Source organism: Sphingomonas natans, from assembly GCF_030546695.1.
GTDB lineage: Bacteria > Pseudomonadota > Alphaproteobacteria > Sphingomonadales > Sphingomonadaceae > Sphingomonas_I > Sphingomonas_I natans.
The window spans coordinates 19,466-38,035 of record NZ_JAUOTP010000011.1 but is presented as its reverse complement, the minus strand read 5'-3'; the positions used below and the strand labels follow the sequence as shown (position 1 = coordinate 38,035).

At 67.9% G+C, this 18,570-nt stretch carries 18 protein-coding genes, 1 tRNA gene and 2 pseudogenes; 7 read left to right on the top strand and 14 right to left on the bottom strand.

Translation table 11 applies throughout. The features are described 5' to 3' along the window. Window positions 1-12: 12 nt before the first annotated feature. Window positions 13-1,359, bottom strand: coding sequence for a FliI/YscN family ATPase (locus tag Q4F19_RS19305; protein WP_303546165.1), 1,347 nt, complete (start codon window positions 1,357-1,359; stop codon window positions 13-15). Between the two features lie 186 nt (window positions 1,360-1,545). On the opposite strand from Q4F19_RS19305, the gene Q4F19_RS19300 reads away from it, so the two are divergent. Further along, a complete protein-coding gene (locus Q4F19_RS19300) occupies window positions 1,546-1,965 on the top strand; it encodes a hypothetical protein (RefSeq protein ID WP_303546163.1) in 420 nt (139 codons plus the stop codon). A gap of 19 nt (window positions 1,966-1,984) precedes the next feature. Here Q4F19_RS19300 and Q4F19_RS19295 read toward each other — a convergent pair whose 3' ends face one another. From Q4F19_RS19295 to Q4F19_RS19275, 5 genes are read right to left on the bottom strand one after another with little or no spacing between them, the layout of a single operon-like run. Further along, entirely contained in the window at window positions 1,985-2,644 is a 660-nt protein-coding gene (locus Q4F19_RS19295) for a FliH/SctL family protein (RefSeq protein ID WP_303546162.1), read from the bottom strand. Continuing rightward, window positions 2,637-3,662, bottom strand: a complete 1,026-nt coding sequence (gene fliG, locus Q4F19_RS19290) for a flagellar motor switch protein FliG (protein ID WP_303546160.1) — start codon at window positions 3,660-3,662, stop codon at window positions 2,637-2,639. Before fliG ends, Q4F19_RS19295 begins: the two co-directional genes overlap by 8 nt. A 5-nt stretch (window positions 3,663-3,667) precedes the next feature. Further along, window positions 3,668-5,473, bottom strand: a complete 1,806-nt coding sequence (gene fliF, locus Q4F19_RS19285; protein ID WP_303546158.1) for a flagellar basal-body MS-ring/collar protein FliF — start codon at window positions 5,471-5,473, stop codon at window positions 3,668-3,670. 1 nt (window position 5,474) lies between these two features. Then, complete coding sequence (gene fliE / locus Q4F19_RS19280; protein WP_303546156.1) at window positions 5,475-5,834, bottom strand: flagellar hook-basal body complex protein FliE; 360 nt, start codon at window positions 5,832-5,834, stop codon at window positions 5,475-5,477. A 10-nt stretch (window positions 5,835-5,844) separates the two neighbouring features. After that, window positions 5,845-7,113: a sigma-54 interaction domain-containing protein gene (locus tag Q4F19_RS19275; protein WP_303546154.1), complete on the bottom strand. Its 1,269-nt coding sequence runs from the start codon at window positions 7,111-7,113 to the stop codon at window positions 5,845-5,847. 285 nt (window positions 7,114-7,398) lie between these two features. On the opposite strand from Q4F19_RS19275, the pseudogene Q4F19_RS21545 reads away from it, so the two are divergent. After that, window positions 7,399-7,809 (top strand): annotated as a pseudogene (locus Q4F19_RS21545) (flagellin N-terminal helical domain-containing protein); the annotation flags it as partial. 1,296 nt (window positions 7,810-9,105) lie between these two features. Then, a pseudogene (locus Q4F19_RS21540) lies at window positions 9,106-9,360 on the top strand (flagellin); the annotation flags it as partial. A gap of 162 nt (window positions 9,361-9,522) precedes the next feature. On the opposite strand, the gene Q4F19_RS19265 reads toward Q4F19_RS21540, so the two are convergent. After that, the gene (locus Q4F19_RS19265) at window positions 9,523-9,855 is read right to left on the bottom strand and encodes a hypothetical protein (RefSeq protein ID WP_341850207.1); all 333 of its coding nucleotides are present in this window, start codon (window positions 9,853-9,855) and stop codon (window positions 9,523-9,525) included. On the opposite strand from Q4F19_RS19265, the gene Q4F19_RS19260 reads away from it, so the two are divergent. Together Q4F19_RS19260 and Q4F19_RS19255 are read left to right on the top strand one after the other, a co-directional pair. Beyond that, the gene (locus Q4F19_RS19260; RefSeq protein ID WP_303546150.1) at window positions 9,854-11,098 is read left to right on the top strand and encodes an aminotransferase class V-fold PLP-dependent enzyme; all 1,245 of its coding nucleotides are present in this window, start codon (window positions 9,854-9,856) and stop codon (window positions 11,096-11,098) included. The genes Q4F19_RS19265 and Q4F19_RS19260 overlap by 2 nt on opposite strands. A 32-nt stretch (window positions 11,099-11,130) precedes the next feature. Then, the gene (locus Q4F19_RS19255; RefSeq protein ID WP_303546148.1) at window positions 11,131-11,595 is read left to right on the top strand and encodes a GreA/GreB family elongation factor; all 465 of its coding nucleotides are present in this window, start codon (window positions 11,131-11,133) and stop codon (window positions 11,593-11,595) included. 7 nt (window positions 11,596-11,602) lie between these two features. Here the strand turns inward: Q4F19_RS19255 and Q4F19_RS19250 are convergent, their stop codons facing one another. From Q4F19_RS19250 to Q4F19_RS19240, 3 genes are all read right to left on the bottom strand, one after another. Continuing rightward, the gene (locus tag Q4F19_RS19250) at window positions 11,603-12,607 is read right to left on the bottom strand and encodes a L,D-transpeptidase (protein ID WP_303546146.1); all 1,005 of its coding nucleotides are present in this window, start codon (window positions 12,605-12,607) and stop codon (window positions 11,603-11,605) included. Window positions 12,608-12,694: 87 nt separating this feature from the next. After that, window positions 12,695-13,135, bottom strand: coding sequence for a response regulator (locus tag Q4F19_RS19245; protein ID WP_303546451.1), 441 nt, complete (start codon window positions 13,133-13,135; stop codon window positions 12,695-12,697). Window positions 13,136-13,373: 238 nt separating this feature from the next. After that, a tRNA-Arg gene (locus Q4F19_RS19240) sits at window positions 13,374-13,450 on the bottom strand. 99 nt (window positions 13,451-13,549) lie between these two features. Between Q4F19_RS19240 and Q4F19_RS19235 the strand changes: the two genes are divergently transcribed. Continuing rightward, entirely contained in the window at window positions 13,550-14,035 is a 486-nt protein-coding gene (locus Q4F19_RS19235) for a hypothetical protein (RefSeq protein WP_303546144.1), read from the top strand. Here the strand turns inward: Q4F19_RS19235 and Q4F19_RS19230 are convergent. The 3 genes from Q4F19_RS19230 to hemB are packed head-to-tail and all read right to left on the bottom strand — an operon-like array spanning window position 14,032 to window position 16,093. After that, complete coding sequence (locus tag Q4F19_RS19230; RefSeq protein ID WP_303546142.1) at window positions 14,032-14,568, bottom strand: GNAT family N-acetyltransferase; 537 nt, start codon at window positions 14,566-14,568, stop codon at window positions 14,032-14,034. The two genes, Q4F19_RS19235 and Q4F19_RS19230, sit on opposite strands and share 4 nt — an antisense overlap. Then, window positions 14,565-15,098 carry a GNAT family N-acetyltransferase gene (locus Q4F19_RS19225; protein WP_303546140.1) on the bottom strand — a complete coding sequence of 178 codons (534 nt, stop codon included), beginning with the start codon at window positions 15,096-15,098 and terminating at the stop codon, window positions 14,565-14,567. The genes Q4F19_RS19230 and Q4F19_RS19225 overlap by 4 nt, the downstream gene beginning before the upstream one ends. After that, the gene (hemB, locus tag Q4F19_RS19220; RefSeq protein WP_303546138.1) at window positions 15,095-16,093 is read right to left on the bottom strand and encodes a porphobilinogen synthase; all 999 of its coding nucleotides are present in this window, start codon (window positions 16,091-16,093) and stop codon (window positions 15,095-15,097) included. The genes Q4F19_RS19225 and hemB overlap by 4 nt, the downstream gene beginning before the upstream one ends. Before the next feature lie 680 nt (window positions 16,094-16,773). Between hemB and Q4F19_RS19215 the strand changes: the two genes are divergently transcribed. Further along, window positions 16,774-17,466 carry a PEPxxWA-CTERM sorting domain-containing protein gene (locus Q4F19_RS19215; RefSeq protein ID WP_303546136.1) on the top strand — a complete coding sequence of 231 codons (693 nt, stop codon included), beginning with the start codon at window positions 16,774-16,776 and terminating at the stop codon, window positions 17,464-17,466. Between the two features lie 87 nt (window positions 17,467-17,553). Here Q4F19_RS19215 and galE read toward each other — a convergent pair whose 3' ends face one another. Further along, window positions 17,554-18,561 carry a UDP-glucose 4-epimerase GalE gene (galE, locus tag Q4F19_RS19210; protein ID WP_303546449.1) on the bottom strand — a complete coding sequence of 336 codons (1,008 nt, stop codon included), beginning with the start codon at window positions 18,559-18,561 and terminating at the stop codon, window positions 17,554-17,556. Between the last annotated feature and the right edge of the window lie 9 nt (window positions 18,562-18,570).

Here is an 18,570-nt window from a genome sequence, read left to right as displayed (position 1 = left end):
CGGCTAAAGCTTTCATGCCCCGAAGTTTGCGACCAACGTGGTAACTGACTCGTTAAGCGTAACGAGTTCTTTTTGCCCCTGGCGGATGAATTCCAGGATCAAGGGCATGTGCGCGATCGCGGCATCGATCATCGGATCGGATCCGTGGCGATAGGCGCCCATCAGGATCAGATCGCGATTCTCGTCATAGGTGGACCACAAACGGCGCAAGGTGCGCGCGGCTTCCTGCTGCTCGTGCGAGACGATGTCGGTCATCACGCGGCTCAGCGACCGCCCGACATGGATGGCGGGAAACACGCCCTGTTCCGCCAGGCTGCGCGCGAGGACGATGTGCCCGTCGACGATCGCGCGCGCGGTATCGACGATCGGATCGTCGGTATCGTCGCCGTCGGCGAGCACCGTATACAGCGCGGTGATGGAACCGCCGGTGCGCGCATCGGCGCCGGCGCGCTCGCACAGACGCGGGATCAGGCCGAGCGCGGAGGGCGGATAGCCCTTCATCGTCGGCGGTTCGCCAAGGCTCAGCCCTATCTCGCGCTGCGCGTGCGCGACGCGGGTCAGCGAATCGATGAGCAGCAGCACGCGTTTGCCCTGATCGCGGAAATATTCGGCGATCGCAGTCGCGCGCATCGCCGCGCGCAGGCGCAGGATCGGCGGGTGATCGGCAGGCACGGCGACGACGGCTGTCTTGGCGCGGACATCGCCGGTCAGCTTGGTCTCCAGGAAGTCGGAGACTTCGCGGCTGCGCTCGCCGACGAGTCCGACGACGATCACGTCGGCCTCCGCGCCGGCGAGGATCTGCCCCATCAATACCGATTTGCCGACGCCAGAGCCCGCGACGATCGCGATTCGCTGGCCGACCCCTGCGGTGAGCAGCGCGTTGATCGCGCGCACGCCGGTGTCGAACGGCTCGGTCACGCGCGCGCGGTCGAGCGGGTTGGCGCGCGTGCCGTTCAAAGGCCAGCGCGCCTTCGTCATGATCGGGCCGAGCCCGTCGAGCGGATTGCCGAGCGCATCAACGACGCGCCCGAGCAGCCCTTCGCCGACCTCGACCGTGGTGCCGCGCCGATCAGGCTCGACGCGCGCGCCGGCCGAGTGGGGCGCGTCGGCGTCAAGCGCCATCAGCAAAGTGCGATCGCCGCGAAAGCCGACCACCTCGGCGAGCGCGCCGCGGCCATCGGCATCGATCACGCGCGCGTTGGAACCGACCGGCTCGGGAAAGCCCGTCGCCTCCAGCATCAGCCCGTCATAGGAAGCGAGCCGGCCGATCCGGCGCGGGCTCATATGGCCGATGTCGAGGCCTTCGAGGAGCGTAGCCGCGCGCGCGGCGAGGCCGGTTTGGGAGAGGGCGTTGTGCATGCGGCGCCGCTTTGGACCGCAATCCTTAAAAGGATGGTTAAGGCCGGTTAGCCATTCCGGGCGACTCGTCGCCGATCGGGACTGCGGTCTCGCGCGCCATCGGATCAAGGTCGCGCGGCATATGACGGCCGTTGATCCGCACTCGGGCGATCGTTAGGATTGGTCGTTCGCTCGCGGAGAACGGCCATGATCCCCTTGTTTTTCCTGTTGCTGGCAGCGGGCGGTGCTGACGCGGACACGAGATTGCTGGAGCCGGCCGATGCGATCGCGCTGGCGGATGTCCACCGGGAACGGGGCAGCCCCGGCACCTTCAAGATGAAAGTCGCCGCCGCCGAGCGGACCCCCTATGCCCTGTACTTGAATTCGTCGGTCGATTATCGCTCGCCAGACGACGTGACGTTCCATCTCACGCCTTCGGCCGCGAAGACATTGGAGAAGCGTCTCGGCGCCAAGCCGGAAGTCGCCCTCATCGGCAAGACGGTGACGGTATCGGGCGAGATCAGGGCTGTTCCGATCGCTAATACCGTGAACGGGCAGGCGCGAAGCCTGAACCGCTACCAGCATACGGTCCTCGTCCGGGAGGCTGCCCGCCTCGCGATTCAGTAGACGCGCCGCGTGTGCGCCCTCAGCGGCGCGTGCTTAGCTGATCGAGCAGCCCACGCAATTTCTCGAGGCGGATCGCGGGACCGTCCTCGACCCAGCCGCTGGCCGTCTCGGCGACGACCGAGCCTTCGGGGATCGACGGATCGGCGATGAGTTTCAGATCGGGGCGCAGCCCGTCGATGCGGGAGAGATCGGCGGGGTTGAGACGCAGCCGCGCGGGCGCGCCATCCTCGGTGATGAGGGCGGCGACCGCATGCGTGCGCTCGGCGAGCAGATCGGTATCGACCGCGGCGCATTCGCCCACCACCTGGCGGACGAGCCGCGAGACGGTCTCGGACAGCAAGCGCGCGAGATCGGCGGGTGGCTCGGCCTGTACGCCCGCGAGCGCGGTGGCAAGTCGGTCGAAGGCGGCCTGCTCGCTCTCCAGCGCGGCGAGCGCGGTGCGATGGCCTTCGTCGAAGCCGACCGCATAGGCCTCGGCGCGCTGCGCCTCGCTGTCGTTGATCGCGGCGCCCGCGGCTTGGGGTTGATCCGTGCCAGCATCGCTGGCCCAAGCCGAAAAGCCGGTGCCGCCGCCCGTGGGGTTCGCGGTGAAGCGCGCGGGCGCGGGGCGCGTCCAGACGGGGACGGCGGGCGCGTCGGCGAAAATGCCCTTGGCCCAATGGCCCGACATATCAGACATAATCATCGTCCTTGCCGCCAAGGTTGATCGTGCCTTCGCTGGCGAGGCGGCGGGCGATCGAGAGCATCTCCTTCTGCGCCTCCTGCACTTCGGCGAGGCGCATCGGCCCGCGATCAGCGATCGAATCCTGGATCGATTGCGCGGCGCGGCTGGACATGCAGCCGAACATCTTGCCCTTGAGCCGTTCTTCGGCGCCCTTGAGCGCGACGACGAGGATGTCGCTGTCGACCGTGCGCAGCAGCGTGCCGAGGCTCTTGTCGTCGAGCGCGTTGAGATTGTCGAAGACGAACATCTCGTCCTCGATCGTGCGCGCCAGATTCTTGTCGAGCTTCTGCAGCGCCTTCAGGATGCGGCTCTCGGCCGCCTTGCGGCTGTTGTTGACGATCTGCGCGGCCTCGCTGGTGCCGCCGCGACGCGTCGCGGCGCCGGACTTGGGCTGCGAGACGGGGCGGAGCAGCAGGCGCTCGACATCCTGCAGCGCCTCCGAGCTGATCGGCCCCAAAGTGGCGACGCGGTGGATCAGCTGCGGCTGGATCTCTTCGGGCATCTGCTGGAGCACGTCGGCGGCGATCGGCGGCTCGAGATGCGCGAGCACGACCGCGATGAGCTGCGGATGCTCGTTCTCGATCAGCAGCGCGATCGTTACCGGATCCATCCATTTGAGCGCATCGAGGGAAGGCCCGCGCGTCGCCGGGGTGATTCGGTCGAGGATCGTGCCGGCGCGCTCGGGGCCGAGCGCGCGCTCCATCATGCCGCGGATCTGCAGATCGGCCGCATAGCCGATCGTCGTGCGGCTCTTGGCGCGGTTGACGAATTCGTCGAGCACGCCGTTCACTTCGCGCTCCGAGACGTCGGCGACGGTGAACATCGCGCCGCCGAGATGTTCGACCTCGGGCGGATCGAGCCGGCCGAGCACTTCGGCGGCTTCCTGCTCGCCCAGCAGCATCAGCAGGATCGCGGCGGCCTGGCTGCCGGTCGGGATCGCGCCGGTGGCGCTCGTCTCGGTAATATCGGCCATCGTCTTTATCCGTTCTGCGCGGCGCCGGGCATGTCGGCCCGGATGAGGTCACGGACGACCAGGGCGGCGCGGGCCGGATCCTGGCGGACGAAATTGCGGATGAGCGTAGCGCGATCAGTGTAGCCAGGTGCCGCCTCGATCATGTCGAGCGTGACGGGGCGGCTGGGATCGGCGACCGCCTCGGAGGCGATGGCGGCGGCGATCTCGCGCTGGATTTCGGGGCTGGGCGGCACGCCCGCATCGGCGCTCGAGCCCGTCCCGCCACCGCGAAGGCCGCCTGCAGAACTGCCGGCTCCGCTGCTGCTGCCCGAGCCGCCGGCATAGGAGCCCGAGGCCGATCCGCTGGCGCTGGCCGCGCCGCGCTTCTTCATCAGCGGCTTGGCGATGCCGAAGAAGGCAAGGAGCGCGATCAGCAGGGCCGAGCCATTGCGGGCGGCGATGCCGACCCACGACGCCTCATACCATTTGGCGGCGGAGCTATCGGCAGCGACATCGGCGAAGGCGCGGCTGGACAGCGCGAACTGATCGCCGCGGGTCGTGTCGAAGCCGACCGCGCCCTTCACGAGCTGCTCGATCTGGGCAAGCTCCGCGACGCTGCGCGGCTTGGCGCCCTGCTTGAGCGCGACCGCAACCGACAGCCGCTTGATCGTGCCGGTCGGGTTGCGCGTGACCGAAACCTCGCGGCCGAGCTCGAAGGTGCGATTGTAGGTTTCGCTGGTCTTGCCGCCGTCGGCCGCGGCGGTGGTGCCGGGCTGGGCGCCGACCGCGCCGTTCGGCTGGACCTGCGCCGGCGGAGTCGCGGTGACCTGCGCCGTCGTCGGCGGCTGATTTGCGATCGCGCCGGGGATGCCGCCAGCCTGGCCCGCGGCGCCGGCCTGATCCTTGTTCCAGCCGCCGGCTTCGGCCTTGATGACGGCCGTGTCCTTCGGATAGCTTTCGCGCGTCGCCTGCACTTCGGCGAAATCCAGATCGGTATGGACCTCGGCGGTGAAGCCGTCGGCGCCGACGAGCGGGGTCAGCAGCTTGGTGATCGCGTCGCGATAGCCCTGCTCCGTGCGCTGCTGCAGCTCCAGCTGGCGATCGCCGCCGCCGTCGCCGCCCTGGCGCGACAGCAGATGCCCCGCCTGATCGACGACCGAGACATGATCGGGCGAGAGGCCGGGCACAGAGGTGGCGACCAGATTGACAATCGCCTGTACCTGACCGTCCGAGAGCGCACGGCCCTGGCGGAGGCGCAGCATGACCGAGGCGCTGGCCGGGGCCGCGTCACGGACAAACACGCTCTGCTGCTCGACGGCGAGGTGAACCTTGGCGCTCTCGACGGCGTCGATCGCCTCGATCGTGCGGGCGAGATCCATTTCGCGGGCACCGCGGACGCGCTCGCCCTCGAGCGCGCGGCTCGCACCCATCGGCAGCGAAGCGAGCACGCTGTCGCCATCGGGCGCGCTCTTGGGCAGGCCGGCCTGCGCGAGCAGCATCTTGGCGCGATAATAATCGCCTTCCGAGACGGTGACCGCACCCGTCGAGCGATCGATCGAATATTTGATCCCCGCGCTGGTCAGCTGATCGGCGACGGCGGCCTTGTCGGCATCGCCGAGACCCGAGAAGAGGCTTTGCTGGGGGCCGGTCGCAAACGTCATCCACGCGGCAAAGGCGATCGCCAGCGCGGCGATCAGGCCGACGGCAGGCAGGCTCTTGGCCACGGCCGGCTGGCGCGTGAAGCTGCGGATCCGCTCCAGAACATTGCCCGTGGGCAAAGCGGCGGGAAGGCGCGACGAGGCCGCGACGGGGAGGGTTGCTGCGTCACTCATATCAAACCGGCATGCTCATGATGTCCTTATAGGCGGACAGGAGTTTGTTTCTGACTTGCAGGGTCGCCTGGAAGCCGACCGAGGCATGTTCGCGCGCGAGCATGACCTGGGCGATGTCCGTGGTCTCGCCGCGCTCGTACGAGGTGGTCGCGGTCTCGGCATTGGCCTGGAGGCCGTTGACCTGCTCGAGCGCGCTCTTCATCGCACCGGCGAAGCTGGTCGCATCGGTCGTCGGCTTGACGCCGTCGATTGGCGATGCGCCGCCGACGCCGGCCGAGCCCGCCGCCTTCTGCAGCGCGCTGTTCTGCTGCAGGATCGCCGAGCGCATCGCGAGCAGGCTGGATGGGGTGATGGCGGTCATTGCTCAGCCCTCACGCCGCCTGCCGGCGCAGATCGGCGAGCCGATAGCGCAACGTGCGTTCGCTGATGCCGAGCCGTTCGGCTGCGCGCAGGCGGTGGCCGTTGCACGCATCCAGAGCTTCCTCGATCGCGGCGGCTTCCGAATGACGGGCCGCCTCGGCGAGGCGGATCGGGCCGTTGGCGGCGCGCTGCTGCGACGGCTGCGCGCGGACCTGCTGGCAGGCGGCGAGCGTGCCGGCCTCGATCGCGAGATCGTCGGCCTCGATGCGGTCGCCGCGGCGGAGCAGCATCGCGCGTTGGAGAACATTTTCCAGCTCGCGGACATTGCCGGGCCAGCCATGCGCCATCAGGCGATCGAGCGCGGCGTTGGTCGGCCAGGGGAAAGTCTCGCCCGCTTCGAGATGGCGGAGCATCAGCGTGGCGGTGATCGCGCGGACGTCGAGGCGGCGCTGCGAGAGCGGCTTCAGCATCAGCGGCATGACGTTCAGGCGCCAGTAGAGATCGGCGCGGAAGCGGCCTTCGGCGACTTCCTCGGCGAGCTCGCGGTTGGCGGCGGCGACGACACGGACGTTAACCGGGATCGGCTTGGTCGCGCCGACCGGGAGCACTTCGCGCTCCTGGAGCGCGCGGAGCAGTTTGGCCTGCAGCGGCAGCGGCAGCTCGGCGACCTCGTCGAGGAGCAGCGTGCCGCCGTCAGCGGCGCGGAACAGGCCCTCGGATGCGCCGGCGGCGCCGGTGAAGGCGCCCTTGGCGTGGCCGAACAGCATCGCTTCCAGCATCGTATCGGGCAGCGCGGCACAATTGACCGCGACGAACGGACCGTCGGCGCGCTTGGATGTCGCGTGGATGAAACGGGCAATGCCCTCCTTGCCGGTACCCGTCTCGCCGAGCACGAGCACGGTCGCGTCGCTCTTGGCGATGCGGGCGGAAAGCGTGAGAAACGCGGCGCTTTCCGGCTCGCCGGCGGCGGGGCGATAAGCAGGGCGGACGAGCTCGGCGATCAGCGCGTGGCCGAAGGCGGCGTCGTTCATGCCGAAGCGGATCTCGGCCGGAAGGCCGTTGCTGGCGGGCTGATAGGAGGGCTCGCCGTCCGCGATCGTGACGATCAGGTCGCGGTAGCGGGCGTGCGCGCGCTCAGCCGTGTCGAGGATGCGGATCGCGTCGCGGCCGGCCGGCGCCGTCGCATCGATGCGCGGCACCGCCAGTCCGACGCCTGCCAGCCATGCCGCCAGCATCGGATTGGCCTTCGCCGCGCCCTCGCTCAACCCTGTCTCGGTCATCCGCTACAGCCCTCGTGAACATTTCCGAGAAGTGCTGTTCACCTCTCGTGAAGGCTGGTTACGCCCGAATTAACTATCAAATCCTTAAAGGCACCCGCGTGTCACGGGAGCGCGCGGCCCGCGCCCCGTGTGTGAGCGCGAAAGAACCGCGCTTTTCGGCCTCCGCGGCCTCCCCCGAAAATAATCTGGTTAAAGCCCCGGCGACGACGGTCGTTATCCGGTTTCGAGGCGGCAAAGGACCCCCCAGTCCGACGCCTGGGATTAAGCGGGGAAAGGAACCAACCTGTGACTGTGATCAATACCAACATCGCGGCGCTCCGGGCCCAGGCGGGTACGAACACCGCCTCGGCCATGAGCGCGACTGCCATGGAGCGCCTGTCGACCGGCAAGCGCATCAACTCCGCCAAGGACGACGCCGCCGGCCTCGCCATCTCCAGCCGCATGACCAGCACGGTCCGCGGTCTGGCGGTTGCGGTCCGCAATGCGAACGACGGCATCTCGATGGCGCAGACTGCGGAAGGCGCGCTCGGCCAGGTCACCAACATGCTTCAGCGCATGAAGGAACTGGCTGTTCAGTCCGCCAACGGCACGCTTTCCGACACGGATCGCGGCAGCCTCCAGAACGAGCTCTCGCAGCTCGTCTCGGAAGTCGACAACATCTCCAAGACGACCAACTTCAACGGCATCGCGCTGCTGGACGGTTCGGCCAAGGCGATCAACCTGCAGACGGGCACGAACGCTTCGGACCAGGTCTCGATCAAGATGGTCAACACCTCGGCCGACTCGCTGGGCCTGAACGGCTACAAGGTCGATGGCCAGGTCACGACGGGCCGCACCGGCACGGCGCTGACGACGATGGCGGCCAGCGACATCCTGCTCAACGGCAAGAACGCTTTCGTCACCGCCCCGACCGCCGACACGGCCGCAGCGCTCGCCACGGCGATCAACACGAACACCGGCCAGACCGGCGTCTCGGCAACCGCCTATAACACGCTGACCAGCGGTGCGGTCTCGTCGAGCGGCGTCACCTCCGGCCAGCTGACGATCGGCGGCACGACCGTCACCGGTGCCAACGGTGCGGAGATCGTCAAGAACATCAACCGCGATGTCGCCGGCGTCACCGCCAAGCTGAACGGCGACGGCACGATCGCGCTCTCGAACGACACCGGTGCCGACATCGTCATCGCCGGCTCGGCTCCGGGCGCAGCGGGCTTTACCACGGGCACCTATCATGGCTTCGTGGCGCTCAACAGCGCGGATGGCAGCGACATCAAGGTCACCCGCGGCACGGCCGGCACGCATGCCGACTTCCTGGCGATGGGCCTGAACGAGATGTCGGACGGCTCCACCGTCGTCGGCGGCGCCGGTAACGGCACCGCGCTCCTCTCGAGCGACGATCTGAAGATCAACGGCGTCACCGTCGGTGCCTCCAGCGATGCCTCGGCTGCTTCCAAGGCCGCTGCAATCAACGCCGTTACCGGCCAGTCGGGGGTTTCGGCCAGCGCCAAGACGACCGTCACGGCTCAGCTGGATGCCTCGAAGATCGCGGCTGCCGCCACGATCCAGATCAACGGCGCCACGGTGACCCTGTCCGACGCGGACGGTGTGGTTGGCATGTCGATCTCCGACGTGGTGAAGAACATCAACGCGGCGGGCATCTCCGGCGTCGTCGCTTCGACGGACACCTCGGGCAACCTGATCCTGAGCTCCGACGGCGGCAACGACATCGCCATCAAGGAAGGCACGGCGGGCCTCACGCTCTCCGCTTCGACCGACGACGGCTCGGCTGCGGTGACCACCTTCTCGACGGCTGCGTCCTTCCACGGCCGCATCTCGCTGAAGTCGGACGCCGGCGCGGACATCAAGGTCGAGGGCTCCACGGCCTCGCTGGCCAAGGTGGGCTTTGCCAACCAGGGTGGCTCGGGTGACTTCGTCGCCGGCTCGCTCTCGATCGCTACCCAGGCTTCGGCTTCCGGCGCGATGACCGTGATCGACAAGGCCCTCGACAAGGTGTCGCAGAGCCGCGGTGATCTCGGTGCGATCCAGAACCGCCTGCAGGTGACCGTCAACAATCTGTCGACGACCTCCACCAACCTCGAAGATGCCCGTTCGCGGATCGAGGATGCGGACTTCTCGGCGGAAACGACCAACCTCGCCAAGTCGCAGATCCTCTCGCAGGCTGCCACGGCGATGCTGGCTCAGGCCAATCAGAGCGGCCAGAACGTTCTGAGCCTCCTGCGCGGGTAAGCCCCGACTAACCTTCGGGCGAACCAAAGCCCCCGGCGCTCCCTCCCCTCGGCGCCGGGGGCTTACTTTTTGCTTGATAGGCCGCACCGGCCCGCACCCCCACCCGACCTCCCAATCAGATTACGCTGTGGGAGGTCGGGTGGGGGCGGGCCGGTGCGGCGCTTAGATGATACCGTGGCCGATCGAGAGGCGGACGATGCCGACGATGATCACCACGAGGTTCAGTGCGCGACCCGCGCCGTGGCGCGAGAGCAGGCCGAAGACGAGCCCGACGACCGCCACGGGCACGATCAGCCAGTACATCCAGCCAAGCAGCGGCAGGAAGGCGATCAGCGCGGCCGGCAGCGTGATGAGGCCGATGAGCACGGACAGGATATTCATGCCGCCGATATTGGCACCGATTTCCGCCCTATCAAGATAGGACAAAGATGCGGGCCAGCCATTGTCCCCGCTCGCGCCGCTGCTACCGTCGCCTTTCTCGACGGGGGTGAACATGGCGGACGGAAACGACGGTGGGCTGACACGGCGCGGCATGCTGAAGGCGGGGGTGGTCGCGGCCGCTTTGGCGCCCGCCGCCGCGGCGGTCGTGCCAGCGGGAACGGCCGCTCTTCGCGATCAACTCTTGCTCGCACCCGACATCCTCTATTTCAACGCCGCGAACATCGCGCCGACCTTCCGCAGCGTCATCGACGTGCAGGAAAAGGAATTGCGCGCGTTCCAGGCCAATCCGAGCCGTGAATATCGCGAGAAATATCCCGTCGCCGCGGATCGCCTGCGCGCGCGGCTCGGCAAGCGGCTGGGCGTCACCGCCGAGGAGATCGCGCTTCTCCGCAATTGCAGCGAGGCGAATACGGTCGCGGTGCTGGGGCTCGATCTGAAGCCGGGCGACGAAGTGATCGTCACCGAGCATAATCACCAGTCGACGCTCGACAGCTGGAAGCTGCGCGCCAAGCGCGACGGGCTCGTGCTCAAGATCCTGCCGACGCCGGTCTCGGCGACGTCGCCGCAGGCGGTGGCCGACGATTTTGCGCGCGCCGCCACCCCGCGGACCAAGGCGATCTTCCTAAGCCACATCACCAACGTGACCGGGCTGCTCTATCCGGTCGCCGCCATCGCGGAGGTCGCGCGCAAGCACGGCGCGTGGCTGCACGTCGATGGCGCGCAGACCTTCGGCTGGATGCAGCTCGATCTGCCTGCGCTCGGCGTCGATTCCTATGGCGGTAGCACGCACAAATGGATGATGGGGCCGCTCGAGGCGGGGCTGCTCTATGTGCGGCGCGATCGACAGGACAGGCTCAATCCGACGATGCTGAGCCACGGTTACTGGCTGACCGACACGCGTAACCTGGAGACGGCGCAGCGCTACGAGATACTCGGCCAGCGCGACGATCCGAAGCTGGAGGCGATCGAGGCGACGCTCGTGCGCCTCGATGCGCTCGGCGAACGCTGGATCGAGACGGAGACGCGGGCGCGGGGCAGCGAGATGCGGCACATCCTCGCCGCCGTGCCGGGCGCGAAGATCGTCGGCAGCGGCGATCCGGCTTTGTCGGGACCGATCCTGACCGTCGCCTTCCCGGGCCAGGACGTCACCGCGCTGCGCGCACGGCTGTGGAAGGATCACAAGCTGGCGACCGCGCAGGCAAGCGCACAGGGCGCGGCGCTGATCCGCTTCTCGCCGCACATCTACAACAGCCGCACCGAGATGGAGCAGGTCGCGGCGTTGCTCGTTCGGAGCTGATCCGCCGCCGGGCGGGCATAAGGAGAGACAATGTGAGCGTCGCCTTTCGTCGCGAGAGCGACGAGGAACATCTGGAGCCGAAATTCGAGCTGCCCGTGCCGCCCGGCCCCAATCCGGTGACCGAGCGCGGCTATCGCCTGATCGAGGCGAAGGTGACGCTGCTCGAGGCCGGTGTGCAGGTCGAGACGGACGACGAGCGGCGCAAGGGCCTCGTCCGCGAGCTGCGCTACTGGCGGACGCGCCTGGCCTCGGCCGAGATCGTCGCGCCGCGCGAAAGCGAGAAGGTCGTGTTCGGATCGCGCGTGCGCTTCCGGCGCGAAGGCCGCGAGCAGGAGATCGTGATCGTCGGCCATGACGAGGCCGATCGCGACAAGGGCACGGTCTCCCAGGATGCGCCGCTCGCACGGGCGCTCATCGGCGGGGTGGAGGGCGACCTGTTGCCCTTCGCCGGCCGCGAGGATGCGATCGAAGTGCTGGAGGTCGGCCTGCCGCGCTGAGAGCGCGTCAGAGCTTCGGCGGGACCGCGTCCATGATCGTGATCTTGCGCCCCGTATCCTCGCCGACGCTCGATTGGGTGACGAGGATCGTGCTTCCGGGCACGAGCACAGCCTTCACCGAATCGAGGAAGGCGCGCGGCATCCGCACGCGATTGAGCGTCGCCTCGTCGAGCGGGCGCCCGGCATCCTCGGCATGGCCGGGCAGGCCGACATAGATCCAGCGCGGCTTGCCGTCCGCTGCGGTCGTCAGGCTGATGACGTGGCTCCCGGGATCGTCATCCTTGATGATCGCCCGACTCCGGCCGATCTCGGTGCCGTTGCGCAGCACGACGATCGCCTGATCATGCTTGGAGACGATGATCGTGACCGGGCCGGCGGCGGCCTTTTCGGGCGCCCAGCGATATTCGCCTTCCTCGAGCCGGACCTCGGCGATGGGCTTGCCGGTCGGCAGGATCGGCTGGAGCAGCCCCGCCGCGGTGGAACGGACATGATCGGCCTTGCCGTCCTGCACCACCACCGTCGCGCCCAGCTTGGTGATCGCGAACAGCGCCTTGGCGAAGCTGTAGGGCAGATGGACGCAGCCATGGCTCTCGGGATAGCCGGGCAGGCCGCCCGCATGGAGCGCGACCCCATCCCAGGTCAGCCGCTGCTGGAAGGGCATCGGCGCGGCATTGTAGAGATTCGATTTGTGATCGGCGTCCTTCTGCAGGATCGTGAAGACGCCGGTCGGCGTCTCGTAGCCGGGCTTGCCCGACGAGATCGTGCTGACGGCGATGCGCACACCGTTGCGATAGACGGTCGCGCGCTGGCGAGAGAGATCGACATAGACGAGCAGCGGCCCCGCCGGCGCGATCTGCGGTGCCCAGACCCATTGGCCGGGCTTCAGCGTTTCGGCGACGCGCGCAAGCTCCGGCGCCGAACTGGCCGCGGAGCCTTGCGCCAAGGCGGGCGAGGCGGCGACCGCGATGGCGCCGACGAGGCCGGCAATGCGGAGAAGAGAAGACGGGCTCATGGCCGGTGCTTATCAGAAATCCCGCGCGGGACGATAGCGACGGGCCCGCCGCGGCCTTCTCGCGGCGCGGAAAACGGCCGCTACCGCTCAGGCGGCTCTCAGCAACCGATCCGCTCGCGCGCATTTCTCCATATCGGCCAGGCGCATGCGCTGGTGCTCCAGGGCGGAGTGCTTCAGCAGCTTGACCAGGCGCGCCGCGTCCGGGATCAGGCGCGCCTTGTCGAAACAGGCGACGGCGCCGCGCCGCATCGCCTCTCCGCTCTCGAACGATCCCGGGGAGGTCGATGAGGATATGACGATGACGGGGGCGTGCGCGTGCTGGCCCAGCTCGTCGAGGAAGGTCAGCCCGTCGGTTCCGGGCAAAGAGAGATCCAGCGTGATCACGTCGGGCGCCTCCGATGCGATGAACTGGCGCGCCTGATCGACGTCGGCGGCGAGACCGACCACCTCGCAATTGCTGGCATTTTCGAAAATGCCTTCCAGCAGGGCCCGGATCGTCAACGAATCATCGACGACCAGAATACGCAACTTCGTCAACTCACTCGCCTTGCCTGCCGATGGCCGAACGCCACATCGACTACACAATGCCCAGGCAGCGAGTTGGTTACGCCCGATGACAAAAAAAGCTTGGTGTTCAGGACGTTAACTTAACGCAAAGCGCGGCGGCGAGGCTGCGCTCGGGCGTGCGCAACGGGCGCGCCGCGGCCTGCACGGCGATGCGTGCGCCAGGTAAGACGGCTTATGCCGTCGCGTCATGGAAAGAAAATGGTGCACCCAGAGCGATTCGAACGCCCGACCCTCAGATTCGTAGTCTGATGCTCTATCCAGCTGAGCTATGGGTGCGTGGTGGGGTCCCCTAGTCGAGGGCCGGCGCGGGCGCAACCCTCGGTTCGCGTCCCGGCCGCGATTGTCGGCAGGGGGCGCGGCCGGTAAGGCGCCTGCATGCGCTTCTCTCCCCTGTTCGCGTTCGGTGGCCTGATGCTGGCCGGTTGCAGTGCGACCTTGCCCGACGTGCCGAGTCTCGGCTCCCGGCCCGTCGAGCATCAGGCGATCCTGCCGCCCGATGCCGCAAGCGAGCCGCAGACCGCCGCGAGTCCCGCATTGACGAGTCAGCTCACCCAGCTGCTCAGCGATGCCAAAGCCGGGCATGCCGCGTTCGAGACCGAGCGCAAGACTGTGTCCGCGACCATTTCCCGCGCCAAGGGGGCGGCCGAGGGCAGCGAAGCGTGGATCGCGGGCCAGGAGGCGTTGAGCGCGCTGGAGGCGGCGCGCACGCCGGTGCGCAATGCGGCGGGCGCGATCGACGGGCTGCGCGTGGATCCCGCCTTCGTCGGGACGGGCGACCGCGAGGCGATCGAGGCGGCGGCGGCGGCCGTTGCGGGGCTCGCGGCCGCCGAGGCCGACGCGGTGGACGGGCTGACCGGCTAGCACGGGCGCTCCGCCGCATAGACGATATGCGCGGAGAGCGGATGATCGGCCGGAAAGGCCGGATGCGCGAAATCGAGATCGGCGCGGTGGACCATGCCGAGCCGCGCCATCAGCGTCCACGAGGCGACATTGGCGGGGACGGTCCAGGCGAGGATCCGCGAGCGCGGCGTGTTCGCCCAGCCCCAGACGAGCGACGCCCCGGCCGCCTCGCGCGCATAGCTCTGCCCCCAGGCATCGCGGCGCAGGCGCCAGCCTATCTCCAGTTCGTCGATCACCGGGGTGGCGGGATGGCCGCCTTCGCGCAGACCGCAAAAGCCGAGCAGGGCGCCGTCCTCGCGTCGCTCGATCGCCCAGAAGCAATGACCGCACCGCGCCTGCATGTCGCGCTGGCGGGCGATCGCCGCCTCGACATCGGCGCGCGGCTGGGGGCCGCCGAGATGCGCCATCACCTCGGGATCGGCGCACATCGTGGCGAAGGGCGCGGTGTCGGCGTCGCGCCAGTCGCGCAGGATCAGGCGTTCGGTCTCGATCATGGTCGCTGCGCCTCGTAGGTGACGTGGCGACGGAGAGGATCGCCGGCCGCGAAGAGCGGGTGATCGAAATCGAGATCGGGGCGGGGCGTCATTCCCAGCCGCGCCATCAGGCGCACGCTCGGCAAATTGGCCGGAACCGTGATCGCGACGATTCGCGGTGCGGGCAGATGGCCCCAGCCCCAGGCGAGGCTCGCCTTCGCCGCCTCAAGACCATAGCCCTGTCCCCAGGACTCCTCGGCGAGCTGCCATCCGATCTCGATCTCGCCCTCGATCGGCGTGTCCGCACGCGCGAACGGCGCCAGGCCGCAGACGCCGATCAAGCGCGCGTCGGCGCGCCGTTCGACGCCCCAGCACGACATGCCATACGCAGCCTGACACGCCATCATGGCGACGATCGCGTCCCATGCCTCGTCGGCAGGACGCGGGCCGCCGAGATAGCGTCGCCCGGATGGCGAAGCGAACATCGTCGCGACAGCATCGCGATCGTCCGGCCCGATCGGGCGCAACAGCAGTCGCTCGGTCTCGATCATCCCCCCATGAGGCGCGCGGCGTGGAGCGCGTGATAGGTGAGCACGCCCGACGCTCCGGCGCGCTTGAACGCCATCAGTGTTTCCATGACGAGCCCGTCGCGCTCGCCCGCGCCGGCCGCGACTGCCGCTTCGATCATCGCATATTCGCCCGACACCTGATACGCGAAGACCGGCACCTCGAAGCGCCGCTTCACGAGGGCGACGATGTCGAGATAGGGCAGGCCCGGCTTGACCATCACCGTATCCGCGCCCTCGGCGAGATCGAGCGCAACCTCGCGCAGCGCCTCCTCGGCATTGGCGCTGTCCATCTGATAGCCCTTCTTGTCGCCCTTCAGCAGGCCGCGGCTGCCGACCGCGTCGCGGAACGGGCCGTAAAATGCCGAGGCATATTTGGCGGCATAGGCCATGATCTGGACGTCGGCGAAGCGCTCGCCTTCCAGCGCGGCGCGGATCAGGCCGATGCGCCCGTCCATCATGTCGGAGGGCGCGATGATGTCGGCGCCGGCGCGCGCCTGGTTGAGCGCCTGTTCGACGAGGATCTCCATCGTCTCGTCGTTGAGGACGCGGCCTTCGGCGTCGACGAGTCCGTCATGGCCGTGCGCGGTGTAGGGATCGAGCGCGACATCGGTGAGGATGCCGATGGGCACGCCCGCGTCCTTGATCGCGCGCGAGGCGCGGCACATCAGATTTTCGGGGTTGAGCGCTTCCTCGCCGCGCGCCGATCGCAATGCGTGGGGCGTGTTCGGGAAGAGCGCGAGGCAGGGGATCCCCAGAGCGGCCGCCTCCTTCGCGCGCTGGACGAGCAGGTCGATCGACCAGCGCGAGACGCCGGGGAGGGTGCCGATCGGCTCCTCGGTCTGCGTGCCTTCGGTTACGAACAGCGGCCAGATCAGATCGGCGGGCGTCAGGACATGTTCGGCGACCATCGCCCGGCTCCAGGCATAGCGACGCGTGCGGCGGAGGCGAAGGGCGGGATAGGAAGCGTGGTGAGTCATGCGGCCTGCCTAGCGCCAAAGCGGCGCGGAATGAACCGCGGCGGGAGGAGCGGTTCGGGCGCGGAAGTTGACAAAGTTGACACTACGTCACCCCCCGGTGCGGGTTCCCGGAGTGCGAAAGGTCACTGGAACGTCGCACCAGTGCGCGCGCGTATCTGCGCGCCTACGCACGCGAGGGTGCATGGCCTGGCGGGCGGCAAGGGCTGGCGATGGGGCATGACGTCCGACTCCCTGTGGTGCGGACCGCCCAAGGATCACATGAAATCCTACATTGCAAAAGGATATTTTCGGGGGAAGCACGATGCGGCTGTACTGCTCAGCCGCCGTTACCTCCCCTCCCTTCCAGGGAGTGGAGCCAAATGACCGCTAACCACCACCTCCAGACATTCGGCCTATCGATAGTGGACGCCGAGAGCGGATTGGCGGCTAGCGCCTCAAATGGCTGTCGCTCAGGCGATCGAAGACTTTGCAAATTCAGAGGCGCGACCGGCTTCGCTCGCAGCCCGCGAGGTGCGCGACCGCTCGACCGGACGGCCGGGGGCTGGCCGCACGCACCCCAAAAGAATCGAAAATGCAGCGAATATTAACCTCGGCGTGCAGTCTCGACCAATCGAGTCATCATGGTTACACATTGTTAGGGGAAAAGGCCTCGTCATTACGAATTAACAGGGCGGCACATTATGAAACTCGTATTTTCGGCGGCGCTGGTTGGCGCCGTTCTCTTCGTTTCGCCGGTGAGCGCCGCGACGCTTGTTCAATATGATTTCACGGGCGCGACGGGCAATCAGGCCTCCACCGCCGCCAGCAATGTCGCGACGGGGCTGACCGGTCTCTCGTTCACGCGCGGCGCCGGGCTCAACGCCCCCGCCGGTGGCAATTCGATCAACTCGAGCGGCTTCAACGCCGAAGCGACCGATTATGTCAGCTTCGGCCTGAACGTCGCTTCCGGTTTCACCGCATCGGTGAACCAGCTCCTGCTTGGCACCCGGTCGTCGAACACCGGGCCGGGCGCGATCAGCCTGCTCGCCTCGCTGGATGGCGGAGCGTTCACGACCATCGCGTCGTTCGCGCAGGGGACCAACGATCTCTATCAGAGCCTTTCGTTCACGACGCTGACCGCAACGAACAGCATCGTGTTCCGCCTGACCGCGTCGGGCACGACCTCGGCCAATGGCGGAACGCTGGCGAGCGGCGGCACCTTCCGCGTCGAGAATTACGTCTCGGGCGGCACCAATTCGCCGGTCTCGATCAACGGCAGCGTCGCCGCCGCCGCGGTGCCGGAGCCCGCGACCTGGGCGATGTTCATCGGCGGCTTCGGCCTGCTCGGCGCGACGCTGCGTCGCCGCCAGCCGGTGCGCGTCAGCTTCGGCTGATCGCTCGCGACGAAATCGAATGAAGAGCCGCCGGCAGCGATGCCGGCGGCTTTTTCATGGTCGCGCGCCTTCCGGCAGCTGGGCTGCCTAGCTTTCCGCCCGCTCGGCCAGCTTGCGCTCCCAGGCCAGCGCATGTTGGACGATCAGGCCGAGATCGTCGCGCTGCGGGCGCCAAGGCAAGGTCTTCAGGATCAGGCTGTTGTCGGCGACGAGAAGATCGGGATCGCCCGCGCGGCGCGTCTCCAGCTTGCGGACGATCGGATTGTTGGTGACGCGATCGACCGTGTCGAGCACCTCCAGCACCGAATAGCCGCGCCCATAGCCGCAATTCATGATCCGGCTCTCCTGCGGGTTTTCGATCAGCCATTCGAGGGCGGCGACATGCGCCTCGGCGAGATCGGAGACGTGGATATAGTCGCGCACCCCCGTGCCGTCGGGCGTCGCATAATCGGTGCCGAACACGCCCACATGCGGCCGCTTGCCCGTCACCGCCTCGACCGCGATCTTGATCAGGTGCGTCGCGCCCGCGGTCGACTGGCCCGATCGGCCGGCGGGATCGGCGCCGGCGACGTTGAAGTAGCGCAGCGCGCAGAAGTTCATCGGCAAGGCCGCGGCGACGTCGCGCAGCATATGCTCGGTCATCAGCTTGGACTGGCCATAGGGGTTGATCGGCCGGTTCGGCATGTCCTCGCGGATCGGGACTTCATCCGGGATGCCGTAGGTGGCGGCGGTCGAGGAGAAGATGAAGTGGGGTACGCCCGCGACGATCGCCGCCTCGATCAAGGCGCGGCTCGCGGCGGTGTTGTTGCGATAATATTTGAGCGGATCGGTGACCGATTCGGGGACGATGATCGATCCGGCGAAATGGAGGATCGCGCCGATCCCGTGTTCGCCCAGCACGCGGCCGACGAGCTCCATGTCGGAGACGTCGCCCTCCACGAAGGTCGCGGTCTCGGGCACCGCCCAGCGGAAGCCCGTCGTCAGATTGTCGAGGACGACGACGTCCCAGCCCGCGTCGAGCAAAGCGAGCACGGCGTGGCTGCCGATATAGCCGGCGCCGCCCGTGACGAGGACGGGAAAGGGTTTCGGACGCATGCTCATACT